Raw genomic sequence first — 26281 nt, forward strand, 5'->3', positions numbered from 1 at the left:
TTAGATTAGTGAGATTTTTTTCTACTGCCACCCAAGAGTGCGCCAACGAGCGGCTTAGCAGGGGTAATTCCAGCCTCATTCATCGGTTCAGCAGCAGCCTCACTACTCGCTTTAGGCGAGGCTTGATAGGGCTGATAGAAGAAAGGGTCGACGGGTTGCTTTGGCGGCGGTACCGACTTGGTGCTTCGCCCTCTAGTCAGGGCCTTAGCTGGAGCAAAGTCAGACACTGGTAAGGGCGCGATATCCAACTTCCGTTTTAATAGCTTCTCAATATCATCAAGCAAACGCTTCTCACTAGAGTCGACTAAGGCAATCGCATCGCCTTTGCTGCCAGCTCGTCCGGTGCGACCTATGCGATGAATAAAGTCTTCGGCACTGAAGGGTAACTCATGATTAATAACACAAGGCATATCCGGAATATCTAAGCCTCGAGCTGCCACATCGGTCGCGACTAAAGCTTCAATGACACCAGATTTAAAAGCATCTAAAGTTAAGGTGCGTTCACCTTGACTTTTGTCACCGTGCAAAGCACCGGTTTTAATGCCATCGCGCTCTAAGGCGCGAGCCAATCTTGCGCAACCTAAACGACTATTAGTAAAAATTAAATATTGCCGCGGAAAGCCCGCTTGAGTGCGCTCATGAATAATGCTCACAATAGCTGCTTGCTTATTTTCAGATGCCACTAAGTGAGCCACCTGCTTCACCGTATCAGCGGCAGCGTTTTGGCGCGCTACTTCAACTGTCACGGGATTGCGCAAATAACTTTGGGCGAGTTTTTTAATTTCTGGTGAAAAGGTTGCTGAGAATAGCAGAGTTTGCCGTTTAGCCGGAATCAAATTAATAATGCGCTGCAAGTCCGGCAAGAAACCCATATCCAACATCCGGTCGGCCTCATCTAAGACGAGGATTTCTACTTGCGATAAATTTGCGGTCTTTGAACCCAGGTGATCGAGTAAGCGCCCTGGGGTGGCAATTAAAATTTCGACACCAGCACGTAAAGCTGCTACCTGCGGTTGCATATCAACCCCCCCAAAAACGACCGCAGTACGTAAATCGGTATGGCGTGAATAATTGGCGGCATTCTCTGCAACCTGATCACTGAGTTCGCGCGTGGGGGTCAATACCAAAGCCCGAATTGGGTGACGTGCTGGGGAAGCACTACTACTTGATAGGGGTAATAATTTTTGAATGATCGGCAAAATAAAAGCAGCAGTCTTACCTGTACCTGTTTGTGCTGCGCCCATCACATCTTGCCCAGTCAACACAATTGGTATAGCTTTTGCCTGAATTGGGGTGGGGGTTGTATAGCCCTGCTCAGCAATCGCCTTCAGTATGAGGGGATCTAAAGCAAAATCAGTAAAGGCTGCCACTGGGGCATTGGGAGAGTCTTCAGATCCGCCATTGGGCGGGGAATTGGCAGGGGAATTTACTTCAGGAGCAGAATTAATCAAAATACCTTATAAAATACAAAAAAGCCCTTTTAAATTAGCGGCTTACGAAAGAGCGGCAATGCCGGCTTGGGCGATGCTAGCATCCTCAGCAGATTTAACGCCAGATACGCCTACAGCCCCTATAGTAAACCCATCGACGACGATATTGATCCCACCCTCTAACATACCGCCAATATGCGGCGCTGATAAGAAGGAAATGCGTCCATTATTAATAATTTCTTCATAGACGCGACTTTCACGTTTGCCCATTGCGGCAGCACGAGCTTTCTCTTCGGCTATATAGGTTGAAACAGGGGCGCATTCATCACGACGAATTAAGCCTAAGAGATGACCCCCATCGTCACATACGGCAATCGTCACCGCAAAATTACCAGCCGCTGCAAAAGCATCTGCAGCATTCAAAATTTTCTGCACATCAGCTTGAGTGAGATAGGGCTTTTTAGCAAGCATGGTAATTTGTTTTCAAATAAAAATAGGGTTAATAGCTGCGCTTTTGATCTGATTAAACAGCGGATTTTAAGAAATCTTGCGCAGCCACTACGCCACTGGCTTTGGGTTTGTAACCCATTGTTTGTAGGCCCATTTCGACGCCACTTAAGGCTGCCATGAGAGTTAAGTCGTTGCAATCGCCCAAGTGACCAATGCGAAATACACGACCCTTAACGCGACCTAAACCAGTACCTAAGGCCATATTAAAGCGCTCTAAAATATGTTTGCGCAAGGCATCGGAATCCATACCCTCCGGGGCCAAAATAGCAGTGTTTACTGGTGAATAAGCGCTTGCATCTAAGCATTGATTTTCAAGACCCCAGGCTGCCACAGCACGCCGACAAGCTTCACCTAAGCGTTGATGACGCGCAAAAATATTATCCAAGCCCTCGGTCATCATCATATCTAAGGCCTCATGCAAACCATAAAGCAAATTGGTATTAGGCGTGGTGGGCCAAAAGCCTTGTTTATTAAATTCCATAATATCGGCCCAATCCCAATAGGCCCGAGGAATGGTCGCTTTCTTGCTAGCTTCAATGGCTTTCTGCGAAATTGCATTAAAGCCTAAACCTGGCGGCAGCATTAAGCCTTTTTGTGAACCCGCAATGGTGACATCAACGCCCCACTCGTCGTGACGGTAATCAGCAGAACCTAAACCCGAAACGGTATCGACTAATAGTAAGGCCGGATGCTTGGCGTTATCAATGGCCTTGCGCACTGCAGGAATGTTGGAAGTAATACCAGTGGCAGTTTCGTTATGAACCACGCACACTGCTTTAATTTCGTGTTTAGTATCTTGCTTTAAACGCTCTTCAATTAAGTTGGCATCAACTCCCCAACGCCAAGCAGCATCGCCAGGTTTAGAAATGATTTCGGCATTTAAGCCGAGTTTTTTTGCTAACACCATCCAAAGATGCGCAAACTGACCCGTTTCGTAGCCTAAGATTTTGTCGCCAGGATTTAAGATATTCACTAAAGCACTTTCCCAAGAGCCAGTACCAGAGGCAGCGTAAATAATGACGGGTTGCTTAGTTTTAAAGATTTTTTTAACGTCTTCTAAGACCTTTAAAGCTAAAGCTTGAAATTCTGGGCCGCGATGGTCAATGACTTGAAAGCTAATTGCGCGCAAAATACGGGGTGGTACTGGGCTCGGCCCAGGAATATTGAGAAAATGGTGGCCCGAAGGGTGTGAATCAAGTTTCAACATGAAGTCTCCGAAATAAAATTATTATTAATACTATTGATAAATTGCTAAATACCGTATTTTGCAGCATTCTCCCATATCTTGCCATATGCTGATAAAACCTGCATTTCCCCCTGAAATTGCCGCCCGCCTACGTAAAAACGTCAAGGGCGCCTTATTGACCGATATGGCCAATCGGGGTCGATACGCTACCGATGCGTCGATTTACCAGCAATTTCCTCTGGCTGTCTTTATTCCAGAAGACGCTGAAGACCTTAAAACTGCCTTGGCAGTAGCCGCAGAATTTGCTATTCCTGTTTTGCCCCGTGGTGGTGGAACGAGTCAATGCGGCCAAACCACAGGGGCTGCGCTGGTAATCGACAATAGCCACGCCTTTCGCCATATCCTTGAAATAGATCTAAAGCGAGCAGAGGTGGAGGTCGAGCCGGGCTTGGTGCTAGACCACCTCAACGCCAAACTCAAAACGAGTGGCTTGTGGTTTCCAGTGGATGTGTCAACCGGTGCCCAAGCCACGATTGGCGGCATGGCTGGAAATAATTCCTGCGGCAGTCGCTCAATTGCCTACGGCAATATGGTGCATAACGTAATTGGTATCGAAGCTTGGTTGGCTAATGGCAAGCTTGGCCAATTTGGACCTTATGCCCAAAGCTCAGGTGTCGCTAAAGAATTGGGCATCTTTGTCAAAGGTCTGGCTGAGCAACTTCAGCCTGAAATAGAAGCCAATTGGCCCAAGGTATTACGCCGCGTAGCAGGCTACAACCTCGATGTTTTTCATCCCCAAAGTGAATTGCCCTATACCAATGACGGTAGTGTCAATTTAGCGCATTTGCTGGTGGGTAGCGAAGGTACCCTCGCCTATTTCAAGTCCCTGCGCTTAAAGCTAGCCCCTTTGCCGCAACATAAAGTGCTGGGAGTAATCAACTTCACGAGCTTTTATCGCGCGATGGAAAGTGCGCAGCACCTAGTAAAGTTAGGCCCCAGCGCAGTGGAATTAGTCGATCGCACTATGATCGATTTAGCCCGCAGCAATCCTAGCTTCAAGCAAGTAATCGAAACTGCCTTAGTCGACTCCCAAGCCGAGACCCCAGAAGCAATTTTGTTGGTTGAATTTTCAGGGGAAAGTCAGGCGCCTTTGCTAGCGCAATTAAAAAGCCTGCAAGATTTAATGGGTGACCTCGGTTTAGCCAATACCGTTGTGCCAATGATCGATCTTGGTTTGCAAAAGAATTTATGGGAAGTGCGTAAAGCCGGTCTCAATATCATGATGAGCTTAAAGGGTGATGGCAAACCCGTCAGCTTTATTGAGGATTGCGCAGTACCCCTAGAACACTTAGCGGATTACACCCAAGCCCTAACTGAAGTCTTTACTAAACATGGCTCACGCGGTACTTGGTATGCACATGCCTCCGTTGGCACATTACACGTGCGGCCAATTTTAGATATGCGCCGTGACGGAGCGCAAAAAATGCGCGCAGTAGCCGAAGAGGCTGCAGAATTAGTGCGGCGCTATAAAGGCGCGTATAGCGGTGAGCATGGCGATGGCTTGTGTCGTGGAGAATGGATTTCTTGGCAATTTGGTCCCAAAATAACAGCCGCTTTAGGCGCCATCAAAACTGCTTTTGATCCACATCATTTATTTAATCCCGGCAAGATCATTGATCCGCCCAAAATGGATGAGCAGATTCTATTTCGATATCCACCTAACTACGCCATCATTCCCCTAAAACCTGCGCTCGATTGGTCGGCCTGGAATGTGCAAAATAATCCCGTTACCGAGGCAATCTCTGCTCCAGGCACGGGTGGCGATCCAGCTCTAGGTTTAGCAAAAGCCATTGAAATGTGTAATAACAATGGTCATTGCCGTAAGTTTGACGCCGAGGTGATGTGCCCAAGTTATCGGGTTACTAGGGATGAAAAACATTTGACCCGCGGGCGCGCCAACACCTTGCGCTTAGCGATGTCGGGTCAATTGGAGCAAGATGAGATTAGTTTAAGCGACCCATTAGCCAGTGATGCAGTTAAAGAAGTCATGGATTTATGCGTGAGTTGCAAAGCCTGCCGCCGCGAATGCCCCACCGGGGTTGATATGGCGAAAATGAAAATTGAATTTTTGCAGCGCTATAAAAAACGGGTCGGTCATTCCGTACGCGATTTACTGGTTGCTTATTTACCACGCTATGCCCCCGTCATCAGCGCAATACCAGGCTTGCCAGCCCTACTCAATTTACGTAATCAAATTCCTTTTATCGCCAAACTGCAACAATGGCTCACAGGAATTTCTGCAGCCCGCAGCTTGCCAGTCTGGAGCGCTAAAACATTATGGAAAAACCAAGCCATTCTGCAAAAGAAATATACGCATTCACCTGATGCCTTGCTTCAAGGTGATGGTAAAGGCGTGGTCTTATTTGCCGATACCTTTAATGCGTATTTTGAAAATGAAAATCTCCAAGCGGCAATTCGTTTACTTGAAACCGCGGGTTATCGCATTCATATTCCGCAACCCACTAAAGCAGCTCGGGCCAAGCAAGCAGGTTGCGGCAAGCAATTTTGCTGTGGACGAACTTATTTAGCTGCAGGCATGGTGGATGAAGCAAAAGAACAACTAAGCGCCCTGTTAACGCATTTACATCCCTATGCCGAGCGCGGCATTGCAATTGTTGGCCTAGAGCCTTCCTGCCTATTCACCCTTAAAGATGAGGCTTTAGTCATGGGTTTTGGCGAGCAAGCGATTACCGTAAGTCAACAAGCACAGTTACTCGAAACATTTTTAGTTGCAGAATTAAAAGCAGGTCGTTGTCACTTTAATTTACAGACAGCCATAAAGCCCGTCTTAGTACATGGACATTGTCATCAAAAGGCATTTGCTGAATTGACGCCAACATTAGAACTATTAAAACAAATTCCCAATGCCAACCCCCAACTGATTGAATCTTCTTGCTGCGGCATGGCTGGAAGTTTTGGTTATGAAGTTGAACACATTACCGTTTCAAAAAAAATGGCAGAACTTACTTTGTTACCTGCGATTCGGCAAGTACCGAATGCATGGATCGTTGCCGATGGTACGAGTTGTCGCCATCAAATTCAAGATGGTGTACAACGAGAGGCGGTGCATATTGCACGCATTCTGGCGGCCCACCTTTGATTTAGCTGGGTAATTGAGTGCAGATAAAAAAGCGGTGCCCCCTCCCCAAAGGTTGCACCGCAAAACGCCAGTGCTTAGTTTAAATGAGAATGATTATCAACTAAAAAATAGCTAGTAAAGCCCTCAATTAAATAGGCGATAAGGCACTGAAAATAAATTCTTAGCCTTCATCCAATTGCCGTAAGACCCAATCTACAACGCCTTTGGGGGTCCTAAAATCAGCTATAGATCTTGCCGCAATATGCGGGTGAACTTCAGTAATCATTTTCGCCAATGATCCGCCTGGGCCAAGTTCTAAAACTACTTTGATGCCACTATCGGATAAGGTTTGCATAGCATGTTGCCAATAAATGGGTTCAGCAATTGCTCTGGCTAAAGATTGCATCCCCACTACAAAATCTGTACAACGCGCGCCATTAATGCCCAGTAAAACTGGAGAATTGCAGGGTACGACAGTTGTTGAAAAGGAGTTTCGTAAATAGATATTCATTTCACTACTGGCTTTTACCATCAAGGGGGTATGAGAAGGAACAGAGACATCCAATAATTTTGACCAAACGCCCGAAGCTGTTAGCACCTCAGCAAGCTTCTTTAACTCATCTTTATTGCCACCAACCACAAAATGGGTATCTTCATTAATAATTGCCACATAAATTAAACCACCATTTAAATGCTGATTAAGCTTTACTAAATCTATTCCCCGAACTGCGAGCATGCCAGAATTAGGCGGAGCATATTGATCCATCAAGGATGATCTGTTGTAGGCAATCTGGGCAATCTGCTCAATTGGTAATGATGTTGCGCATCCCCATGCAGAAACCTCACCGACACTATATCCAGCAAACATCTTGGGAATTGGCAGAGCTTCTTTAAGAATACGCCAATTAGCAATCGCCGAGGCCACCGCGAGTGGCTGCGATAGCGGATTAAAGCCTTGCTGTGATAGCTTACCAATTTCAGCATAAAGATTGGAACTAAAAATTGAGGAAAAAATTTCTATTACCTCTGCGCCGTCGTGCTGTATCTTTGAAAATGCTAAGGTGTCTGCACTTAAATTTCCTTGGCCTGAACAGACAATTGCAAAGTTAGGCGCAAAATTAGACATCAAGGGTCAGATCAAGATAATTAATCAAAAGACAGGCTCCTAATAAATCAGCGCAGCCTCCAGGACTTAGTTTTCGTGCTATGAATTTGTGATGAATAGCTACAGCATGTTGATGCCACCCGGGATTTAAAACGCCACCTTCGCTTAAGAAAGAAAGGGCTTCATTCCGGGCAAATAAAAGTCCATCTAATCCCCCCCGATGCAATAAATTCGTGTCTTCAGTAACTGAAAGTAGTTTAAAAAAAGTGTGGATGCGGGCTAATTCAGGATCTTGGGTCTGAAATAAAAGCTTCTGGTAGGCTGGTAAACCAATTTGATAGACAGTTCTAAAACCACTCTGCGCCTCACTTAATGCTCCGCCCGTACCATGTTTTTTAAAGATTTTGAAGCCATTGCTATCACTGCTCCGCTGATGTTTGATTAATTCCTCACCCCAAAGCTCAGTCACAATTTCACCAAGGGATTTCAATTGAATATTATTCTTTAATTGATAGCCAGCTGCGGCAGCCAATAAGCCTAAATTAAAAATAGCTCCCCTATGGGTATTGCGGCCACTGGTGGCGGCCAGCATTCTTTGCTCGCCCGAGATTCCCAATTCACGTAATACTTCAAATTTAAGCCCCCTAGAACCCGCTTCGGCAATTTGATAAAAATAAAAGCGCAAGGCAACAATGCTGCTTGAAAAGTGGCTAGCCGACATATCAGAATGGCTGCCAGGGTCTTCAAGGCTAACTAAACCAGGTTTAGGAAAGGTAATTAACTCATGCCAAAGAGCCCATAAACAAGCATCTCTAATAGTTGTTTGCGCGTTTACTAGTGGGCCAATAGATTCATGCAGGGCCTGTTTGAGACTTAATGGCCTCATGCTAATTGCGCCCAAATTTCACTACAGTTTTGCAGTGAAGGTCCGTGATCTGACTTCACTAATATTTTGTCTGGCATGATCGATAGTTCACGCCAAGCAACAGTATTACCATCGGGCAACTCTAATTCGCCATCGAGTCTAATGGCATATAAATTACTGCATTTATTGAGCGCAGCAAAAGTCTTTTCAATATTATTGCGACCATGTGTTTGGATGATTAAATCTAAATCTGACTCCTCTGTCATGCATGTCGATTTTTGTGCATGACTCCAGAATGCAGATCCATATACCCTAATTTCAACCTCAACTCCTTGAAGTAAAGCCAATAAATGGGTGGCACATAAACAATGCTGGAGAGGCAAATACGCTAGAACTGAGGCTAATAAAAGGGGTTGCTCAACCTTATCGATAACTGTGTTTTTAACTAATAGATAAAGGCGTTGCTTGCTCTTGGGTGATCCAAGTTGCAGCAAACCAATTGGTCTCAAGCCCGTTGAGGCTAGATTAGCTTGCCCAAAAGCTCTACCTACTAAAGGCTTATTTTGCTTGATCCAAGATACTAAATAGTTAACTTTTTCCCTAGATTCGTCGCGCTCAAAAAAAACTTCGCCAGCATCTTCTGGTCGAATCCAAATCTGCCGATGTCGCCACGGCGCTAGGGAGGCAATTTCATACATGGGTATTAATAACTGAATTTATTACTTCAAAGGCTAATGTTCTGCCACCTCTTTCAAGGCCGAGTTTTGCGCGCTGATCAAGCTGCTCATTTTGACCTAAGGCCCCCTCAATTGGTGACGATAAATCATTTACCAAAACCGCATCTAATGCCCCAAGTGCAACGTAGTTGTTAGCTCCAGGTCCAAATATAGGTGAGCTAGTACATAGCTCCTCTAGTCTTTCTAATGGAATTTGCATAATGCGTGACATTGCAGAAAGTGCCATCACGCGAATTTGGGCGTTCTCCAAGGCAAAAGATCTGTCGGCAATCATTCCTAATGCAAGATAACCACCGCTTACAGCTTCCTTATAAACAATACTAATTAGCTTGTGACCACGTATTCGCGCAAGCTCGAAGCACATTGAAAGATGGGCTAAGTAGCCTGCATTGCCAAGCAACTCATCACGCCGTGACAAATTTTGCCCTTGTGTATCAACCAAAATAATGATTGGTCTTTGGGGATGATTTTGAATAATTTCAAGCACTTTCCCAGCTAATCCAAAAGCCAAATCGACCCCAATTGGTGCGCTATTAATTGTGCCAAGTAAAGCAACGACGCCCCTACTTGTTTTTGCTTCACCATAAATCATTTCCCCTGCAGTCGCTAAATTAAAGCCCAAAGGGAATAATTGCTCACAAGCAGAATTAGCATTAGTCATGATCTCTTACTCGATTAGCAATGGCAATAAAAGATTCATCATCAAGACTAGGAATTTGATCGGGATTCTGAATGCCCATTTTGGCCCAGATATCAAGGGCATCAGCACAGTCACTAAATTTTTCTAATCTCAGGCCCAGGCTTTTATGCTGCCTTAATAATTCTTCAAGGCTAAGCGGAACTGACTTACTGAAATAGGCTGCGATGGTCGCGCGTATATTTTCAATTAAATCTTTTGTATAGGCTTGCGCTTCATTTTGCAAGTATCTATGTTTACCCCCCATGGTGCGCCACACTAAGGCCTTATCACGGGCGTCGAATTCTTCAACCCCTTTTTGCGACTCAATTACCTCAGGGCCCGAAACAGATAAGCGGCCCTGTTCAGTAATTAAAACGTAATCACAGCATCGCGCCACAATTCCAATGCCGCCATATATTCCATTTGAACCAGCAGAAATTGCAATTACAACTACGCCCATTGAGCGCGCCTTAAATAATGCTCTTTGTATTTCAGATATGGCAATGAGTCCGGCATTGGCTTCGTGTAGACGGACGCCGCCAGTATCTAAAATTAAAATAACGGCAGCCGGCTTTTCTATCGCAGCTCGCTCAAGTAAACCGGTTAATTTTGCACCATGCACTTCTCCAACTGAGCCGCCCATAAAACCGGGCTCCTGAGCTGCGCAAAATACCTTCTTCCCCTCCAACAAACCAACCCCTATGACGATGCCATCATCAAATGCAATAGGCATACCCAGCGTTTTTAAGTGTGGGCTAGAGATCCGCTTAGATGGAGGCAGAATCTCCTTAAAACTAGCTCTATCTAATATTAATGAAATACGTTCACGTGCTGAAGATTCATAAAGACCGGAAATATTTTCTAATCTCATGTGGTTTCTTTCCATTGCTGTGCCGCCTGAGCAAGACGTAGCTGCACTACTGCTGGCGTTGCTCCACCATCATTAATTGTAATGATGGTATTTGCAAATTGCTCTTGTTCGGCAAAGTCTGAAAGTACTGCTTGCCATGTTTTCTTAAAACCATCAATCGAAGTCTCTAAAGAAAATTGAGTGCACCCATTTAAATCAACCTCCTCCACCAAAACCTCTAAATTACCCGACCCAACTACACCGACAATAGTCGGTTTTTTATTGCTTAATTGAGAAGGGTTTGACCAAGGGCCAAACTTAAATTCAAAAGCTTCCATAGTTACCAATTCCTAAAGCGTTTAGGTGGTTTATATAAACCATCAGACCAAAAAACTAAATCCTTAATCGACCTTGCTGCCAATAAATTGCGCGTTGCCATGCGCGGATCAACTCCTAAATCAATAGGTCGCTGAATAATCTTTTTGCTAATCAATTCCTCTACGACTTTTTTATTTCTAGCTAGTCCTACAGGGGTATATCCTGCCACACCTCTAATTGCCTGTTCTCTTTCAGCCAAATTACGACATCGATGAAGGTGTGCAATACCTTCCTCGGTAACTAAGTGAGTAACATCGTCCCCATAAATCATGATCGGCGGAATGCTTAACTGAAAATCTTCCATTAATTGCCAAGCATCTAATTTATCTACAAAAGTAGCTTGCATCTTGTCTTTAAAGGTTTCTACCATTTGTACTACCAACTTCCTCCCACGTGGTATTACTGATTTTCCTGGATGCATACTTTCCTCACCAGCTTTTAACCACGCTTTGCTAGCATGGCGTCTACCCCTGGAGTCTGATCCAAAATTAGGTGCACCACCAAATCCAGCAATTCGATTTAAAGTTGCTGTAGATGAATTTCCCTCAGTGTCAATTTGTAAAGTTGAACCAATAAATAAATCGGCATAGTGGCCAGCAAGTTGGCAAAAAGCCCTATTCGAGCGAAGCGATCCATCTGGGCCAGTAAAAAAAATATCAGGGCGAGCCGCAACATAATCCTCCATCCCCAGCTCAGACCCCGCACAATGAATATTTTTAATAAAACCCGACTCTATTGCGGGTATTAGGGTGGGGCACGGATTAACACTCATGTATTCACAGACCTTACCCTTTAATCCAAGCGACTCGCCATAGGTCGGCAAAATTAGCTCAATGGCTGCAGTATCAAATCCAATACCATGATTTAGTCGATTAATCTCATAAGGAATATAAATTCCCTTAATCACCATCATGGCCATCAAGATCTGCACCTCAGTAATTAATGCGGGATCTCTCGTAAAGATTGGCTCGATATAGTGATTCTTAGGCGCCTTGACAATAAAAGTAACCCAATCGCTAGGTAAGTCAATACGCGGTAAATTTTCAACTATCTCATTTACTTGGGCGATTACTATGCCATTTTTAAATGCTGTGGCCTCAACAATTGGCGGCGTATCCTCAGTATTTGGTCCGGTATATAGATTGCCCTGAGAATCTGCGCTTTGAGCGGCAATAAAAGATACGCGAGGAGTCAAATCAACAAAGTAACGGCTATACAGTTCTAAATAGGTATGAATCGCACCAACCTCAATTAGCCCCTCTTTAATTAACTTTCCTAAGCGAACACCTTGCTCACCTGAATAACAAAAGTCTAGTTTTTTTGCAATTTTTTTTTCGAAAATATCTAAATGCGCAGGAAGGGCAATGTTTGATTGCACGACATGCAAATCGTGGATTATTTGAGTGTTTACCGCCGCCAAAGATTGCGACAAAAAATCTGCATGTTTTTGATTGTTACCTTCAATGCAAATTTTATCGCCAGGTTCAATGACCAGCTCAAGCAGGCGAACTATATCCTCTTGTGAAACGTACTTATTATTTGTAATTGTGCGCGCCCGCTCGAGGCGTTGAGCTAAATTAAGCTCAAGCGTATTCCATTTTTTCATGGGAACTTTTTCTTCACGACACCATTAACTGTCAAGTGTAATTTTCGCCTCTTTAATCACTGCCCCCCATTTTCGATAGTCTGACTGAATCATCGACTGAATTTCGGCTGGGGTTTTAGGAACAATGTCATCATTTCCCAATTTTTTAAGTTCGTTAATCACATTAGGCTCAAGCATGATCTGCTTAAAATTAGTTTGATACAAGGTGGTAACAGGCGCCGGCATTTTGATTGGGCCAACCATATAAAATCGTAAAACTGCTTCATAGTCCTTTAGCCCTTGCTCAGCAATGGTTGGAACAGTCGGCAAAGAGCTAGACCGAACAATAGATGTCACCCCCAATGCCCTAGCTTTCCCAGAAGCAATCATGGGTAATGCAGGCCCGATTGTGGCAAACATAATAGGAATTTGCCCCCCAATCAAGTCAGTTAACGCTGGGCCAGCACCGCGATAGGGAATGTGCACAATAAAAACCCCGGCTCTAGCTTTAAAAAGTTCGCCAGCTAAATGATGTACAGATCCCACGCCAGAACTTGCATAACTAAACTTACCTGGGTTAGCCTTCGCTAAAGTGATTAATTCTTGTACGTTTTTAACATCCAATGCTGGATTTACAATTAAGACCAGCCCAGTAGAGCATACATAAGATAAGGGGGTGAAGTCTGTTAGGGGGTCATATGCCACTTTGCGCAAATGCGGCATGATACACAAGGGCCCAGTATCGGTGAGGCCAATAGTGTAACCATCAGGCGTACTTCTGGCCACAAATTCAGCGCCTATCGATGCGCCGGCACCTGGCTTATGGTCAATCACAACAGTTTGTTTTAAATTTTGCTCTAAAGGCCTAACAATAATGCGTGCAGTCGCATCTGAGGCTCCGCCAGTGGTATAGCCAAGTACAAGTTTGATCGCCTTATCTGGCCATGATTGAGCCCAATTACGTAAAGAAAAAAGTGTGCCTGAAATGGCAACTAGCGATTTAAGTACTAACCTTCTATTTAAAGTCATTTCCAATCTCCAGGGCGTTACAAAATGAAAACCAGTAGGTTCCTTATATTACATTGAAAAAAATGACTTGGCAGATGGATATTTTGATAAATAGTTTTCAAAAAATTAATCCGTAAGTCATCATCAGCAAGGTTCCAGTTAATAAGGCTGGCACTAACTGCTTATGAGGATTTGATAGCATTATTGCTAAACATAGACCGCATAAACCAATGCGCAGATACATTGGAACAGTTGCCAATAAGCCAAAAGGTAGAATAATCATCCGCACTGTAAGCGCTGCCACCATTGCGTAAGTAACCGCGGAAAGCCACTCGAAAATCGGGCTATCTTGATTAATCTTCCCTGAGAGTAAAACGCCTATGGCGCGACATAAATAAGTGCCAATACAAGCACCGAAAAGCGCTAGCCAAATACCCCAACCCTGTAGGGCAGTGTTCATGATGATTGATCTTTAAAACGACGACGCAAAAACTGGCGATCAATAAGGTAGGCTACCGTACCTGCAACCACTCCAGATACGAGCAAGCTCGAGTCGCGATCTAGTAAATAAAAACAGGGTCCTAAGACGCCCCCCAAAATAATTGCTACGCGATTGATCGTGGCTTTAACCTCAGTAAACGTTAATAGAAAAAATAAGGGGTTAATAAAAACAAGTCCCAAGGCAATCCACTTGGGTACTAAACCAGCCAACAAATAACCCAAAATGGTTGCCGGAAAACTAATCGCCCAACATAAAATGCCAAGGCCCAAATAATAGTGGAGACGATGGTGTGACTCAATTGCCTGAAACTCACGCATCGATACCGCCCAAGCGGTCATTGCTAATAAATGCACTGAAGCATAGAGTTTGCGATTGCGATCACGCGGATGTAGTTGTGGAAACAAAGTAACTGTCATCGTAACGAAACGAGTAGATGTCAACGTTACAGCTAGGATAATTGCCACTACTGATGAACCAGAAAGTACCATATCCAACAACACCACTTGCCCTGGTAAGGCAAACATCAACAAGCTACTTAAAGACGTGAACCACATATCAATATTATTGGTTTTAGCCATTGCCCCAAAGCCCACCATGCCGGCGAACAGTACCATTGCCGGAGCACCAGCAGCATGCCGAAAGCCGCTCCAGAACGCATGTTTGCGACTGGTGTAACGCTGAGGACCTTTCCCATCTAGCTCTGCAGAATTCGGCGCCAGGAAGGCTTTGGGGGGAAGTGGGGGTGGCGCAGCAGCAGTCATGGCTAGATTGTAGATTCTGGCTGTAATGCCCATTGAATATGCTCGCGCACAAGATCATCGGCCATAGGCATGGCAACCGTTAGTGCGCTTTTTATTTCAGCGTGTTCAATCTCATTTAATGCCGAATTAGCTAACGCATTCCCCATGGCAACAGCTAAATTACGCCGCCAGCGACTATAACCAATGCGCCGAATTGCACTGCCTTCATGCCGCTGCTCAAACTCGGCTTCAGTCCAAGCCCATAATGCCAATAAACTTTGCTCGCCTAAGCCATGGCGCTCTACAAAATCAGGCACGCTGGAGCGTTTAGCAAATTTATTCCATGGGCAAATTAATTGACAATCATCACACCCGTAGATACGGTTACCCATCGGTCGCCGAAATTCAAGCGGAATAGCTGCAGGATTTTCAATGGTTAAATAGGAAATACATTTACGCGCATCAAGCTGATAAGGCGCTGTAATTGCTTGTGTAGGGCAAACATCAATGCAAGCCGTGCACGTGCCACAGTGCTGCACTTCCTCAGGGTCAACGGGTAGAGCAAGATCAACCAAGATTTCACCGAGAAAAAAGAAGGACCCCGATTCGCGATTTAAAAGTACGGTATGTTTTCCACGCCAACCCAAGCCCGCTTTACGCGCCAGTTCTACTTCCATTAAAGGCGCTGAATCGGTAAAGACCCGATACCCAAAGGGACCGATTTGACCTTCAATTGCTTTGGCAAAATCATTTAAACGGCCACGTAAAACTTTGTGATAATCGCGACCGCGGGCATACATTGAAATGACTCCAGCACGTGGATTGGCTAATTGCCGCCATTCTTGGTCTATGTCATGATCGTCGGGTAGATAGTTCAAACTGACGCAAATGACGCGCACTGTACCCGGTAAGAGTAATTTTGGGTCGGCTCGCAAAAGTGCGTGACGGCTCATATAATCCATGTGTCCGTGGCGACCCTCGGCCAGCCACTGACGCAAGCGTTCGCTAGCCTCGCCAAGATAGGTGTCGGTAATGCGCAAACGGTCAAAGCCGAAAAGAGTAGCCTGTTCACGCAACCAAGCAATATTCATATCAAAGTACACATTGAATCAATTAAGTAAACATTGTAGGCAGGAAAGCGAAACGGGTGATCTAGCTAGGTCCCTAGGGCAAGCGCTGGCTCAATATTTCAAGGAGTCACCAGATGGGCAGGTCAATTTGGCTCTCAGCGGCGAGCTAGGCGCTGGCAAAACCAGCTTTGCCCGCAGCCTCATTCAATCCATGGGGCATCTGGGAAAAGTGAAAAGCCCTAGTTATGCCTTGTGCGAACCCTACTCGATCGCGGTAGCGCAACACTCGATTGCTGTGCATCATTTTGATTTATTTCGCATGCGCTCCCCCTTAGAGTGGCAAGAGGCTGGCTTTGCTGATTTATTTGCCACACCAGGCCTTTGTTTAGTTGAATGGCCAGAAAAAGCCGAAGATACCTTACCGGTCTTTGATCTCTCTATTAGCATTACAGCGTTGCCGATTGAATGTGAACGCGAGATTCATATCGCCGCTCACTCACCCACAGGGCAAATCATCTTTTTAAAGCTTGAAAGCCTAAGTTAAACGCGATGACTAAAACTTCTGCAGTTAATCAGATTAAGCGTCGCACCTTAAGACGGTCTGCTAAAGCAGTTTTGGGTTTAGGGGGGCTACAAAAGGCAGGATTTTTAATTCTGCTGGGCGTCAATGAAATCGCTTACGGCGCCAAGATAATGGGTGTGCGAATTTGGCCCTCTGAAGATTACACTCGCATTACCTTAGAGTCTGATACACCGTTGCCTATTACCCAACAGATGCTCACGAATCCCGATCGCCTAGTAGTTGATGTACAAGGGCTAGAGCTGAATCCAACCTTAAAGGATTTGGTGGCCAAGGTGAAGCCTAATGACCCTTATGTGTCACAAATTCGGGTGGGCCAATTTCAACCCAATGTAGTGCGCTTGGTGTTTGACTTAAAAGAACCTGTCAAACCACAAATTTTTACCCTTGACCCAGTTGCCGAATACCAATACCGCATGGTGTTTGATCTCTATTCGGCCACCCCACCCGACCCATTAATGGAGTTAGTAAAAAACAGTGCCCGCAAAGAAAAAGCCCTCGAACAATTAAATGCCCAGCCCGATTTAATTGCTGAATTTGCCAATAAAGAATTACCGCCTAATAAAAGTTCGGCTTTAACAAATAAAGAAGTGGCCAATAACCGCTATAAACGCTTAATTACTATTGCTATTGATCCTGGTCATGGCGGCGAAGATCCCGGCGCCATTGGTGCGCGGGGCTCAAAAGAAAAACAAGTAGTGCTCGCAATTGCTAAGCGCCTAAAAGATAAAATCGAAAATGTTTCCTATATGCGCCCCTACCTGACTCGGGATGGCGATTATTTCGTGCCACTAGGCGTACGAGTTCAGAAAGCACGCCAAGTACAGGCCGATTTATTTGTCTCAATTCATGCTGATGCCTTTATCCAACCACATGCAAAAGGCGCTTCGGTATTTGCCCTCTCGCAACAAGGAGCCTCAAGCACTGCTGCCCGCTGGATGGCTAATAAAGAAAATGCCTCAGATTTAGTGGGCGGCATCAATATCAAAACTAAAGATGCTCAAGTAGCCAATTTGCTCTTAGATATGTCAACAACCGCACAAATTAAAGACTCTATGCAAGCAGCGCAGGCCATACTGCAACAAATCGGTGGGTTTGCCCCCCTGCATAAAGGCAAAGTAGAGCAAGCCGGCTTTGCAGTCTTAAAAGCGCCCGATATTCCCTCTATTTTGGTAGAAACTGCCTTCATCAGTAACCCAGAAGAAGAGGCCCGACTGAATGATGAGGCCTACCAGGATCGCATTGCGGAAGCCATTTTGAAGGGAATTAAAGACTACTTTGCCAAAAATCCACCAGTAGCAAGACGTGTTAACTCCTGATTCATTGGGGTGGGTAGCGATCTTCAAGAAGTCCAGCAACAAATTGCTATAATTTCTTTCTTTCTGGGTCGGTAGCTCAGTCGGTAGAGCAGCGGACTTTTAATCCGTTGGTCGTGGGTTCGAATCCCGCCCGACCCACCAAATAAAAATGGCCCTTTCTGGGGCTATTTTTATTTGATATGTTGTGTTGGATGAGAACCTTGGTTCGACTTTGAGCAAAGCGAAAAGCGGTGGACACTAACTTTGTGTAGCAAAGTTATGTGGAAGCCAATCCCGCCCGACCCACCAAATAAAAATGGTCCGTACCGGACACATGCTTTACATCCGGTACCGATCACATGGTTACATATGCCCAGTACTTTCATTCCACGGCATAGAGTGGTCCCTCCTATGCCTAAAACTGTAAAGTATGTGTCCGGTATAAAGTGTTAACAATGTGTCGAGTCGTACATATTAAGCCTCGCTCTGCGGGGTTTTTTTATTTTCCAAACTATTAGGCATGGATTGTGATTCTCATGCCTAAGGCGCCAAGAACCTTGGATACAGTATCAAAACGGGGTTTTGTATTCGGCTTGAGTGCTTTATACAGAGCCTCTCTAGTAATGCCACTAGATTTAGAAATCTCCGCCATGCCTTTTGCCCTAGCGATATGCCCCAAGGCAGTTGCCAATTCGGCATCATCACCATCACTAATGACTTGATTTAAATACTCAGTCATCGCACGCTTACTTTTCAGATGGCGAGTCATGTCAAATTCAGCTAAACCACTGACTTTTATTTTCTTTTCTGTTTTTACGGTTTTCATTTAATCCTCCAATAGCTTGGCTAATTTTTTTACCACTTTAATATCATTCGATTGACTGGACTTATCCCCGCCACCCAGCATCACAATAATCGTTTTCCCCCTCACCACGTAATACATTCGCCAACCTGGTCCAAACTTTTCGCGCATTTCATAAACGCCATCAGTCAAAGCCTTAACATTACGCTTTATCAATGCCGATCTCATTGCCGCTGGCCTAGCGCCCTTTGACCCTGAATCCATTTTATTCAAAGCAGCTCGGTTGATGTTAAACGAATTAGATGAACATACTAAAGCTGGAGAAAGCTTTGCTTTTGAGACCACTTTATTGGAGCTCATTACCACTCAACGTATTCAGGAATGGAGAGATTTGGGCTATGACGTCAAACTCTGGTTTATTGCACTAAGCTCCCCTGAATTAGCCATCTCTCGCGTAGCTGAGCGGGTGGCACAGGGAGGTCACATTATTCCTGAAGATGTTATTCGAAGGCGATATAAGGCGGGATTAGAAAATCTCTCAAAATATCAAAAAGTTGTAAAATCATGGGTATTGTTAAATGGCGACAAAACTCCACCGGAGCAAATTGACCAAGGTTAACTATGACTATTCCAAATAACGACATTCGTAATTCACCAGATCCCGATATCGCTGGATCCTACTATGCTATGCAACGCGCCGGTCAAGCAGCGATTGACCTAGCCATTCAAACGAACACCGCAATCGTAACCATGGTTGATGGCAAGATAGTTCGGATCCCAGCTTCTGAGCTCATTAAAAAGCGCCAGCCTGGTGTCTAAGTACCGTTGGCCGCGAGTTCGACTTTGAGCAAAGCGAAAAGCGGTGGACACTAACTTTGTGTAGCAAAGGCAATTGCCTAGATAACGCCGTCATGGAGAACTGGTTTGGGATTATGAAAACGGAGTTCTTCCACCGCAAGAAGTTTGAAAGCGTCTCATCATTTAAAAAGGAGTTATGCGAATATATCCACTACTACAACCATGATCGAATCAAGCAAAAACTAAAGGGATTAAGTCCTGTTAATTACAGAACTCAATCCCTCGTGCTAAGCTAATTAAACTGTCCAACTTTTGGGAGTCAGTTCACTAGAGTTGGTATTTTTTTGTTAAACGTCCAAATAGGTCCTAAAATTTATTAATATTTAATTATTTCCACAGCGAACATTTTGATTCGGCTTTAGTTGCAAAGGCCTGATCACCAGGAACTGTAGCTACTAACTTGTAATAATCCCAAGGATATTTGGATTCAGAGGGTTTCTTGACTTGCATTAAAAACATATCGTGTACCATGCGGCCATCTGGACGAATATAACCACCCTTTGCAAACATATCATTAATTTTGGCTGTTTTTAATTGGGTCATCACCTTTTCAGGATTATCTGTACCAATTGCTTTAACGGCTTTAAGATAAGTTGTAGTTGCTGAATAGTCTGCGGCCTGAGTGGAGGATGGCTCCTTTTTCATAATTTCAAAATATCGCTTAGCCCAAGCCCTAGAATCTGGATTTGAATCCCAATACCAAGCATCAGCTAGATACATATTTTGCGTTAAATTAAGTCCCAAAGCATGAATATCGGTAATGAACATGAGCAAACCAGCCAATTGCATTGTTTTGGTAATCCCGAATTCATTGGCGGATTTAATTGAATTAATAGTGTCGCCGCCAGAATTAGCTAGGCCAAGAATTTTTGCTTTTGAATTCTGTGCCTGCAATAAGTAAGAAGAAAAATCTTGAGTATTGAGTGGAGCTTTAACATCCCCAAGCACTTTACCGCCCGATGCTTTAATGACGGTTGAGGCATCATTTTGCAATGCGGCACCAAAAGCATAATCTGCAGTTAGGAAAAACCAAGTATCGCCGCCTTGCTTAACAATAGCTGAACCAGCTACCTTTGATAGGGCGATTGTGTCATAGGAATAATGCACGGTATAGGGGGTGCAGTCTTCATTAGTAACACGTGATGTACCTGCGGAAACGACGATAATTGGCTTCTTTTTCTCTAAGGCAATTTTATTCATTGCTAAAGCTACTGCTGAGTTAGTTCCAGCAATTAATAAATCTACCCCCTGCTGGTCAACCCACTCGCGCGCCTTACTAGCAGCAATATCTGGTTTATTTTGATGATCAGCTGTTAATAATTCAATTTTCTTTCCATTAACACTGCCTCCAAAATCAGCTATAGCCATTTTGATAGCTTCGATACCGCCCTGCCCGTCAATATCACCGTATAGCCCGGAAATATCTGTTATGAATCCAATCTTTACCGTATCGCCAGAAATTTGGGCTTTACTAACGGTTGACATACCCATTACTGCAGCTGCAATTGCTGTTGTTACCAATATTTTTGATTTTTTCATCTTCATCTCCCTTGTTAAATTATTATTAAACATTCACATCTACTACAATTCGCCCACGTACTTCGCCAGTTAAAATCTTTTTGCCTGCATCAATAGCGCTTTCTAAATTTACTAATTGAGCAATGGAATTTAAAGCTGCCCGTGGCGTATCACTAGCTAAGCGCTTCCATGCGGCATCTCTAATCGAGCGTTTGGCCATAACACTGTCCACTCCAATTAGACTGACAGATCTCAAAATGAAGGGGGCCACCGATAAAGGTAAATCCATGCCTTGGGCTAAGCCACAGGAGGCTACTACGCCGCCATAGATAGAACTAGCGCATGCATTAGCTAATGTGAATGAGCCAACAGAATCAATCACACCAGCCCACCGTTCCTTTTGCAAAGGTTTGCCAGGTTCAGATAAAGAAGTGCGCGGAATAACGTCCTTTGCACCTAGGCGCTTAAGATAATCATGCTCACCCTCTTTTCCTGTCGAGGCAATTACTTGATATCCCAAATTAGATAACAAAGAAATAGCGAAAGATCCTACTCCGCCACTAGCACCAGTGACTAAAATTTCGCCTGATTGAGGGTTTACGCCATTTTTTTCAAGGGCCATGATACAAAGCATTGCCGTATATCCAGCCGTACCAATAGACATACAGTCTTTAGCGGTGAGGGATGCTGGCTTTCTAATTAACCAATCCCCTGATACTCGTGCCATTTGCGAGAGACCGCCCCAGTGGGACTCACCTACACCCCAGCCATTCAATATAACCTCATCACCAATTTTCCAATTTGGATCATCGCTAGCACTTACGGCGCCACAAAAATCAATCCCAGGAACTATCGGGAACTTTCTTACAACCGGGGACTTACCGGTAATCGCTAAGCCATCTTTATAGTTAATAGTTGAGTATTTAATGGCGACTGTTACGCTCGACTGATCAAAATTTGGCAAATCAGAGACCTCTAAGTTTTTTAAATTAGCCTCTGTTTTTCCGTCTTCTGACTTAGTCAAATAAATTGCACGAAACATATTTTTCCTTATAAATTTAAACTGGTTGAAGTAATTCGGTAATAAATAATCTGCTCACAATATTTAAAGGCTGGGTTGATAACTCTAATTTGGAGCATAAAACTGCTCCCTCCCAGGCGCACCAGAAAAAATTAGCCAATTCAGAAGCATCAACTGTTGTTTTTATTTCTCGTCGCTCTTTAGCTAAATCGATGCATTGTCGAACTTGATCACGCCAGTCTGCAATGACATTTAAAAGCTCAATTCGAAAACGCTCCTCTAAGGTTGCCATTTCCTGCCCAAGATTGCCGATAAGGCAGCCACGCTTAAATTCATAGCGCCTTACACCAGCCTCTGCCTCCTTGGTAAATTCTTTGAGACGTTCTAATGGAGATTTTTTATCGTTACTTAAGATGCGCTGTAATTTCTTTGAAAAATAAATTCCATAATTTTTAATTACTTCAATTGCAAATTCATCTTTACTTTTAAAATAATAATAAAAAGAACCCTTTGGTATCTCTGCAATTTCAACAATCTCATCAAGACTTGTAATGCTGAAACCTTTTTGAGTAAATATTGCTGTACCAATATTAATTAATAATAATTTTTTATCATTTGGCTTTGCCGCTGTCTGCTTAATTTGCATAATTTTATTCACAGCTAATTTCCTTTGACTTGAGAAAATTGAAGGTTCTGTTTTTCCTTAACCAATCCCCTCATAAAAAATAAACCAAATATGGGTCCGGGCAATAAAAGCCATGCCACCCTGTCACCTAAATAAGGAAAGGCGAAAGTGACTATGAATATAGAAATGATGGTGATAAAAAATCCAATACTATTTTGAATTGTTAGGGCTGTGCCAACTAACTCCTGCGGGCATGCCTTAGCAGAAATAGCTGAAAATTGAGGAGAATCCGCCACAACTGCAAAACCCCAAACTAATAAAATAAAAATTTTCCAATTGGGAGAAATTGCATTGAGAAAGGGATAAATCAAGCAAATTACTCCCGAGGTAAATAAGGCAATCCAAGCAACGCGCCCGCTCCCGATAGATTGGCTCAGCCATCCGCCAATAATGCAACCAAGAGCTCCAATACCTATCACTATAAATGCCAAAAACGATACATTTTCATGCGCTACAGCGCCATCAGTAGAAAGCAATGTAAGTAACAGTAATGGAATAATTGTCCAAAATGAATAGAGCTCCCACATATGGCCAAAATAACCAAAAGCAGATGATCTAAATTCAGGTACACGAAATGCCTGAATAACATTTGAAAAGGGAATGCGCTGTTTATTGGGGGCATTCTTTAAATAAGGGCCATCGCCCAATATTCCGATAGCAATCGCTGCAATAAGGGCTAAAACCGATGAGCTTAATATCACGGCCTGCCAAGACAAGTCAGCGCCTACAGCTCTAATACCATGAGGCAATGCTGTGCCCAGCGTTAGCATCCCTACCAATAATCCTAAGTTTTTACCTGCCGTATTGAGATCCCAACTAACAATTAATTTCATTCCCAGTGGATAAATGCCCGCCAGAGAAACACCTACAAAAAATCGAAACATAATTGCTGAAATTAGACCTTCGCTGAGTAATGCAAAACAGCCATTTAATATTGCTCCAAAAATACTACAGAAAGCAAAAATTTTACTAGCGGGGAATTTATCAGCCCATCCACTCAAAGAAAAAAATAAGGTGCCAACAATAAAACCTAGTTGCACAGCATTTGTCAGTAAACCAATATCGCCAGTACTTAACATCCATAATTTAGTTAAATTATCAGAAGCGCTATTTGCACTAAACCACAGGGAGGTGCCAAAGAGCTCTGCAATAATAATTACTAAAATTGGTTTACTCATTAGTAGTCGTACCTGCAAACCGCGCATCTCTCCAGGCTATTGCCTCACGCATTCCTCTTTCTCTAGCGATATCCATAAATGCTTTTTTATCTGGGGATCCTACTGATTCAATTTGATGATCAATATCTAAAGCTACCTTTAGCGCCTTCTGAATTCCCTGAATTTCATACGTACTATTGATTGCTTTTTTAGTGCCCATTACTACATTAGGATCAACCAAAGCAATTGATCTAGCAATTTGTCTAGCGACCTCAAGATGCATACCGTCTTTAACTACCCTACTAATAATTCCCATTTGTAGTGCGCTCGAGGCATCTATTCTGTCTTGACCAGTAAAAATAATGTCTTTTGCTTTTTTGGGACCAATCACCCAAGGTAATAGAAGAGTTACTATGCCAGCACCAAATTTAAGTTCTGGCTCTCCAAAAATAGCATTCTCAGACGCAATAGCTATGTCACAAGACAAGGCAAATTCAAAAGCGCCTGCCATACATGCTCCATGGATGGCCGCTACGGTTGGTTTTGGGCTATTCCAAAACCGCATTGTTGTATTAAAGTCCAGATCTAGTATTTCTCGCCAAACTTTTTCTCCTGCTGGTTTAGCGTCCATCTGGGCCTTAAGATCAAAACCTGATGAAAATGCTCGCCCTGCTCCGCATAAAATAATTACTCGGACTTTACTATCGGCTTCAGCCAAATCCATAGCATCATTAATCTCTATTAACGTGGCCTTATCTAAGGCATTCAGCCTATCTGGGCGGTTTAAAGTAATTTCCGCAATATGTTCAGTAGTTTCATACAAGATTGAATTAAATTTTTTCATTTTATAAATTATTGGTTAAGAAACCGCTATAGGCTCTATTGCCCCAGACAAAATCTTATTCTTAAACTCACCCCTATCTGCTTTCCCCGTTCTTCCCAAAGGTAATTCGGACAAAACATATATAGCATCAGGATGTTTATATTTTTCTAATTTTTGCTGCAAAAAATTATTCATGTGCAAATCTTCTGGTATTGCACCCACCTTAAGAACTAATAAAGCATGAATACGCTCGCCTAATATTGAATCTGTAACGCCTACTGCCATTGCTGCTGCAACCATTGGATGAGCACAAATTATTTGTTCGATCTCGCCAGGCGTAATCTTATTTCCTCCGCGGCTAATAATTTCTTTACTTCGCCCCATTAATTCCACTACTGATCTATCAACTTCGCGCGCTAGATCACCAGTTTTGAACCACTTATCAAAAAATGCTTTTTTCGTAAGATCCTGTTCATCTAAGTAGCCGTTCATTAAAAAAGGGCTAGATATTTGTAACTCGCCTATCTCACCAAAATTAACTAACTCATTTTTATGATTCACTATTTGAAAATGGACTTCTCCAGATGGACGGCCAATACAACCTGGGTATTGAATAAAATCGTTTGGAAAAAGAAAAAAGTCGCAGGTAGCGGTTTCAGTAGATCCATAAATATCAATTAAATCAGTATTAGAGAAATTTTCTCTAATGGAGATGGCTAATGACTTTCCAAGTGACTCACCACCAATTAATATTTGCTTCAAGACTTTATTTTTATTAATAACCTTAATTTTATTTAGCACGTCAAGTCGAGAAAATATACTTCGCATCATTGTTGGCACCATCCCAACTCGAGTTATTTTTTCTTCTAATAAAGAATTTAAAAATATTATTGGATCAAATTTTTCTAGCATCACCAGACTTCCGCCTGTAAAAAGAGCCAGGAGGCAAACCCATAATCCAAAGCTAAAGTTGATGTTTAATACAAGTAAGGTGCGCTCATCAGCCTTAAAATTTAATAGCTGATTTATTTCATGAATTTTTTTATAGAAGGCTTGGTGAGAGATAACTACGCCCTTAGGCTCACCCGTTGATCCCGAAGTAAATATGACGAAGGCAGCATTTATGAGAATTTCTCTTTCTGGCGGGATCTCCTTTGCCAAAACTAAAATACTTTTATTAATTTGAAAACGGGCCTTGGTTTTAATTTGTAATTTTTTTAATACTTCATCAGGAGAGCTTCTATGTACTGGAATAATGACTCCACCCGCGAGCCATACACTTAACATAGCTGCCACATCCATCATCTGATTTGAGACCATGACGAGAACCGGTTCATTTGGCCTGATTCTCAGCTCAATTAATCGCGCAGCATATTCTTCCGCTGCCTCATTTAGCTTTGAGTAGCTAAAAGTTTCTTTATTAGCGCTTAAAGCTATTCGATTACCGTATTTGAGACATGCCGAAGATAAAGCGCTACCAAGGTTTACTGACAAGATAAAGGTGACCTTCTTTTACCAATTGAAATACCAACAGAAGGACTAAATCTAGTCTCTACTAGACGAACGGTCAACTAGTATGTTCCCTAACTTAAATAACCCGTATTTTTCTTAAAGTTCGAATCCCTAACTAGTCACCAATGCGGCCAATAAATCCATTACACACTTCATTGCACACCCTATTTTGACGCTTGTAACCCATTGAATTTATTATGGATTTATATGGAACAATTTCCTTTTAATCCGTTGGTCGTGGGA

At 43.4% G+C, this 26281-nt stretch carries 27 protein-coding genes, 1 tRNA gene and 1 pseudogene; 7 read left to right on the plus strand and 22 right to left on the minus strand.

Features of this window, described 5'->3' with window-relative positions; genetic code table 11:
- Positions 1-5: 5 nt before the first annotated feature.
- From LZT21_RS11340 to LZT21_RS11350, 3 genes are read right to left on the minus strand one after another with little or no spacing between them, the layout of a single operon-like run.
- Positions 6-1448 (minus strand): DEAD/DEAH box helicase, encoded by a 1443-nt coding sequence (locus LZT21_RS11340; RefSeq protein WP_370634827.1) that lies wholly within the window; start codon positions 1446-1448, stop codon positions 6-8.
- A 45-nt stretch (positions 1449-1493) separates the two neighbouring features.
- Complete coding sequence (locus LZT21_RS11345) at positions 1494-1901, minus strand: heme-binding protein (protein WP_233924836.1); 408 nt, start codon at positions 1899-1901, stop codon at positions 1494-1496.
- 52 nt (positions 1902-1953) lie between these two features.
- Positions 1954-3147, minus strand: coding sequence for an alanine--glyoxylate aminotransferase family protein (locus LZT21_RS11350; protein WP_233990884.1), 1194 nt, complete (start codon positions 3145-3147; stop codon positions 1954-1956).
- An 85-nt stretch (positions 3148-3232) separates the two neighbouring features.
- Here LZT21_RS11350 and LZT21_RS11355 point away from each other — a divergent pair, with 85 nt between their 5' ends.
- The gene (locus LZT21_RS11355; protein ID WP_233990885.1) at positions 3233-6286 is read left to right on the plus strand and encodes an FAD-binding and (Fe-S)-binding domain-containing protein; all 3054 of its coding nucleotides are present in this window, start codon (positions 3233-3235) and stop codon (positions 6284-6286) included.
- A gap of 160 nt (positions 6287-6446) precedes the next feature.
- Here the strand turns inward: LZT21_RS11355 and LZT21_RS11360 are convergent, their stop codons facing one another.
- The 11 genes from LZT21_RS11360 to queG form a co-directional block, all read right to left on the minus strand.
- Positions 6447-7391, minus strand: a complete 945-nt coding sequence (locus LZT21_RS11360) for an acyltransferase domain-containing protein (protein WP_233990887.1) — start codon at positions 7389-7391, stop codon at positions 6447-6449.
- The gene (locus LZT21_RS11365) at positions 7384-8256 is read right to left on the minus strand and encodes a triphosphoribosyl-dephospho-CoA synthase (protein WP_233990889.1); all 873 of its coding nucleotides are present in this window, start codon (positions 8254-8256) and stop codon (positions 7384-7386) included. The genes LZT21_RS11360 and LZT21_RS11365 overlap by 8 nt, the downstream gene beginning before the upstream one ends.
- A complete protein-coding gene (gene mdcG, locus LZT21_RS11370) occupies positions 8253-8933 on the minus strand; it encodes a malonate decarboxylase holo-[acyl-carrier-protein] synthase (RefSeq protein WP_233990890.1) in 681 nt (226 codons plus the stop codon). Before mdcG ends, LZT21_RS11365 begins: the two co-directional genes overlap by 4 nt.
- Positions 8926-9633, minus strand: coding sequence for a biotin-independent malonate decarboxylase subunit gamma (locus LZT21_RS11375; RefSeq protein ID WP_233937534.1), 708 nt, complete (start codon positions 9631-9633; stop codon positions 8926-8928). Before LZT21_RS11375 ends, mdcG begins: the two co-directional genes overlap by 8 nt.
- Positions 9626-10522, minus strand: coding sequence for a biotin-independent malonate decarboxylase subunit beta (locus LZT21_RS11380; protein WP_233990892.1), 897 nt, complete (start codon positions 10520-10522; stop codon positions 9626-9628). Before LZT21_RS11380 ends, LZT21_RS11375 begins: the two co-directional genes overlap by 8 nt.
- A complete protein-coding gene (gene mdcC / locus LZT21_RS11385; RefSeq protein WP_233937532.1) occupies positions 10519-10839 on the minus strand; it encodes a malonate decarboxylase acyl carrier protein in 321 nt (106 codons plus the stop codon). The genes LZT21_RS11380 and mdcC overlap by 4 nt, the downstream gene beginning before the upstream one ends.
- Before the next feature lie 2 nt (positions 10840-10841).
- Positions 10842-12485 carry a malonate decarboxylase subunit alpha gene (gene mdcA / locus LZT21_RS11390; RefSeq protein WP_233990894.1) on the minus strand — a complete coding sequence of 548 codons (1644 nt, stop codon included), beginning with the start codon at positions 12483-12485 and terminating at the stop codon, positions 10842-10844.
- Between the two features lie 24 nt (positions 12486-12509).
- The gene (locus LZT21_RS11395) at positions 12510-13493 is read right to left on the minus strand and encodes a tripartite tricarboxylate transporter substrate binding protein (protein ID WP_233937530.1); all 984 of its coding nucleotides are present in this window, start codon (positions 13491-13493) and stop codon (positions 12510-12512) included.
- Between the two features lie 97 nt (positions 13494-13590).
- On the minus strand, positions 13591-13932 hold the full coding sequence (locus LZT21_RS11400) for an AzlD domain-containing protein (protein WP_233937529.1): 342 nt from the start codon (positions 13930-13932) through the stop codon (positions 13591-13593).
- Positions 13929-14735 (minus strand): AzlC family ABC transporter permease, encoded by an 807-nt coding sequence (locus LZT21_RS11405; RefSeq protein ID WP_233990895.1) that lies wholly within the window; start codon positions 14733-14735, stop codon positions 13929-13931. Before LZT21_RS11405 ends, LZT21_RS11400 begins: the two co-directional genes overlap by 4 nt.
- A gap of 2 nt (positions 14736-14737) precedes the next feature.
- Positions 14738-15805 carry a tRNA epoxyqueuosine(34) reductase QueG gene (queG, locus tag LZT21_RS11410; RefSeq protein WP_233990898.1) on the minus strand — a complete coding sequence of 356 codons (1068 nt, stop codon included), beginning with the start codon at positions 15803-15805 and terminating at the stop codon, positions 14738-14740.
- A gap of 13 nt (positions 15806-15818) precedes the next feature.
- On the opposite strand from queG, the gene tsaE reads away from it, so the two are divergent.
- The 3 genes from tsaE (at position 15819) to LZT21_RS11425 (ending at position 17824) form a co-directional block, all read left to right on the plus strand.
- Positions 15819-16328: a tRNA (adenosine(37)-N6)-threonylcarbamoyltransferase complex ATPase subunit type 1 TsaE gene (tsaE, locus tag LZT21_RS11415; RefSeq protein ID WP_233990899.1), complete on the plus strand. Its 510-nt coding sequence runs from the start codon at positions 15819-15821 to the stop codon at positions 16326-16328.
- Between the two features lie 5 nt (positions 16329-16333).
- Entirely contained in the window at positions 16334-17683 is a 1350-nt protein-coding gene (locus LZT21_RS11420; RefSeq protein ID WP_233990901.1) for an N-acetylmuramoyl-L-alanine amidase, read from the plus strand.
- 65 nt (positions 17684-17748) lie between these two features.
- A tRNA-Lys gene (locus LZT21_RS11425) sits at positions 17749-17824 on the plus strand.
- Positions 17825-18176: 352 nt separating this feature from the next.
- On the opposite strand, the gene LZT21_RS11430 is transcribed toward LZT21_RS11425, so the two are convergent.
- Entirely contained in the window at positions 18177-18488 is a 312-nt protein-coding gene (locus tag LZT21_RS11430) for an addiction module antidote protein (RefSeq protein ID WP_233990903.1), read from the minus strand.
- On the minus strand, positions 18489-18728 hold the full coding sequence (locus LZT21_RS11435; RefSeq protein ID WP_233937607.1) for a type II toxin-antitoxin system RelE/ParE family toxin: 240 nt from the start codon (positions 18726-18728) through the stop codon (positions 18489-18491). It lies immediately after the preceding gene.
- 22 nt (positions 18729-18750) lie between these two features.
- On the opposite strand from LZT21_RS11435, the gene LZT21_RS11440 reads away from it, so the two are divergent.
- From LZT21_RS11440 to LZT21_RS11450, 3 genes and pseudogenes are all read left to right on the plus strand, one after another.
- Positions 18751-19083 (plus strand): zeta toxin family protein, encoded by a 333-nt coding sequence (locus LZT21_RS11440; protein WP_233990907.1) that lies wholly within the window; start codon positions 18751-18753, stop codon positions 19081-19083.
- Between the two features lie 2 nt (positions 19084-19085).
- Positions 19086-19283: a hypothetical protein gene (locus tag LZT21_RS11445; RefSeq protein WP_233925161.1), complete on the plus strand. Its 198-nt coding sequence runs from the start codon at positions 19086-19088 to the stop codon at positions 19281-19283.
- 62 nt (positions 19284-19345) lie between these two features.
- Positions 19346-19558: pseudogene (locus tag LZT21_RS11450) on the plus strand (IS3 family transposase); the annotation flags it as partial.
- A 91-nt stretch (positions 19559-19649) separates the two neighbouring features.
- Here LZT21_RS11450 and LZT21_RS11455 read toward each other — a convergent pair.
- From LZT21_RS11455 to LZT21_RS11480, 6 genes are read right to left on the minus strand one after another with little or no spacing between them, the layout of a single operon-like run.
- A complete protein-coding gene (locus LZT21_RS11455; protein ID WP_233990908.1) occupies positions 19650-20867 on the minus strand; it encodes an ABC transporter substrate-binding protein in 1218 nt (405 codons plus the stop codon).
- Between the two features lie 19 nt (positions 20868-20886).
- Positions 20887-21882, minus strand: coding sequence for an MDR family oxidoreductase (locus tag LZT21_RS11460; RefSeq protein ID WP_233925455.1), 996 nt, complete (start codon positions 21880-21882; stop codon positions 20887-20889).
- A 16-nt stretch (positions 21883-21898) separates the two neighbouring features.
- On the minus strand, positions 21899-22519 hold the full coding sequence (locus LZT21_RS11465) for a TetR/AcrR family transcriptional regulator (protein ID WP_233990910.1): 621 nt from the start codon (positions 22517-22519) through the stop codon (positions 21899-21901).
- Positions 22520-22521: 2 nt separating this feature from the next.
- Positions 22522-23724 carry an MFS transporter gene (locus tag LZT21_RS11470; RefSeq protein WP_233990912.1) on the minus strand — a complete coding sequence of 401 codons (1203 nt, stop codon included), beginning with the start codon at positions 23722-23724 and terminating at the stop codon, positions 22522-22524.
- Positions 23717-24547, minus strand: coding sequence for an enoyl-CoA hydratase/isomerase family protein (locus LZT21_RS11475; protein WP_233990913.1), 831 nt, complete (start codon positions 24545-24547; stop codon positions 23717-23719). The genes LZT21_RS11470 and LZT21_RS11475 overlap by 8 nt, the downstream gene beginning before the upstream one ends.
- Before the next feature lie 15 nt (positions 24548-24562).
- The gene (locus LZT21_RS11480) at positions 24563-26020 is read right to left on the minus strand and encodes a class I adenylate-forming enzyme family protein (protein ID WP_233990915.1); all 1458 of its coding nucleotides are present in this window, start codon (positions 26018-26020) and stop codon (positions 24563-24565) included.
- Positions 26021-26281 lie beyond the last annotated feature (261 nt).

Source organism: Polynucleobacter sp. IMCC 30228, from assembly GCF_021395205.1.
In the GTDB taxonomy this organism is placed as follows: domain Bacteria; phylum Pseudomonadota; class Gammaproteobacteria; order Burkholderiales; family Burkholderiaceae; genus Polynucleobacter.

Excerpts from the sequence above, each read along its gene's own strand:
- mdcG (WP_233990890.1), bottom strand. The coding sequence starts at position 8,933 with ATGTATGAAATTGCCTCCCTAGCGCCGTGGCGACATCGGCAGATTTGG.
- LZT21_RS11475 (WP_233990913.1), bottom strand. The coding sequence starts at position 24,547 with ATGAAAAAATTTAATTCAATCTTGTATGAAACTACTGAACATATTGCG.
- LZT21_RS11405 (WP_233990895.1), bottom strand. The coding sequence starts at position 14,735 with ATGACTGCTGCTGCGCCACCCCCACTTCCCCCCAAAGCCTTCCTGGCG.
- LZT21_RS11355 (WP_233990885.1), top strand. The coding sequence starts at position 3,233 with ATGCTGATAAAACCTGCATTTCCCCCTGAAATTGCCGCCCGCCTACGT.
- LZT21_RS11445 (WP_233925161.1), top strand. The coding sequence starts at position 19,086 with ATGACTATTCCAAATAACGACATTCGTAATTCACCAGATCCCGATATC.
- LZT21_RS11440 (WP_233990907.1), top strand. The coding sequence starts at position 18,751 with ATGTTAAACGAATTAGATGAACATACTAAAGCTGGAGAAAGCTTTGCT.
- mdcA (WP_233990894.1), bottom strand. The coding sequence starts at position 12,485 with ATGAAAAAATGGAATACGCTTGAGCTTAATTTAGCTCAACGCCTCGAG.
- LZT21_RS11470 (WP_233990912.1), bottom strand. The coding sequence starts at position 23,724 with ATGAGTAAACCAATTTTAGTAATTATTATTGCAGAGCTCTTTGGCACC.
- LZT21_RS11350 (WP_233990884.1), bottom strand. The coding sequence starts at position 3,147 with ATGTTGAAACTTGATTCACACCCTTCGGGCCACCATTTTCTCAATATT.
- LZT21_RS11460 (WP_233925455.1), bottom strand. The coding sequence starts at position 21,882 with ATGTTTCGTGCAATTTATTTGACTAAGTCAGAAGACGGAAAAACAGAG.
- LZT21_RS11430 (WP_233990903.1), bottom strand. The coding sequence starts at position 18,488 with ATGAAAACCGTAAAAACAGAAAAGAAAATAAAAGTCAGTGGTTTAGCT.
- LZT21_RS11395 (WP_233937530.1), bottom strand. The coding sequence starts at position 13,493 with ATGACTTTAAATAGAAGGTTAGTACTTAAATCGCTAGTTGCCATTTCA.
- LZT21_RS11420 (WP_233990901.1), top strand. The coding sequence starts at position 16,334 with ATGACTAAAACTTCTGCAGTTAATCAGATTAAGCGTCGCACCTTAAGA.
- LZT21_RS11455 (WP_233990908.1), bottom strand. The coding sequence starts at position 20,867 with ATGAAGATGAAAAAATCAAAAATATTGGTAACAACAGCAATTGCAGCT.
- mdcC (WP_233937532.1), bottom strand. The coding sequence starts at position 10,839 with ATGGAAGCTTTTGAATTTAAGTTTGGCCCTTGGTCAAACCCTTCTCAA.
- LZT21_RS11375 (WP_233937534.1), bottom strand. The coding sequence starts at position 9,633 with ATGACTAATGCTAATTCTGCTTGTGAGCAATTATTCCCTTTGGGCTTT.
- LZT21_RS11360 (WP_233990887.1), bottom strand. The coding sequence starts at position 7,391 with ATGTCTAATTTTGCGCCTAACTTTGCAATTGTCTGTTCAGGCCAAGGA.
- LZT21_RS11435 (WP_233937607.1), bottom strand. The coding sequence starts at position 18,728 with ATGGATTCAGGGTCAAAGGGCGCTAGGCCAGCGGCAATGAGATCGGCA.
- queG (WP_233990898.1), bottom strand. The coding sequence starts at position 15,805 with ATGAATATTGCTTGGTTGCGTGAACAGGCTACTCTTTTCGGCTTTGAC.
- LZT21_RS11400 (WP_233937529.1), bottom strand. The coding sequence starts at position 13,932 with ATGAACACTGCCCTACAGGGTTGGGGTATTTGGCTAGCGCTTTTCGGT.
- LZT21_RS11380 (WP_233990892.1), bottom strand. The coding sequence starts at position 10,522 with ATGAGATTAGAAAATATTTCCGGTCTTTATGAATCTTCAGCACGTGAA.
- LZT21_RS11365 (WP_233990889.1), bottom strand. The coding sequence starts at position 8,256 with ATGAGGCCATTAAGTCTCAAACAGGCCCTGCATGAATCTATTGGCCCA.
- LZT21_RS11345 (WP_233924836.1), bottom strand. The coding sequence starts at position 1,901 with ATGCTTGCTAAAAAGCCCTATCTCACTCAAGCTGATGTGCAGAAAATT.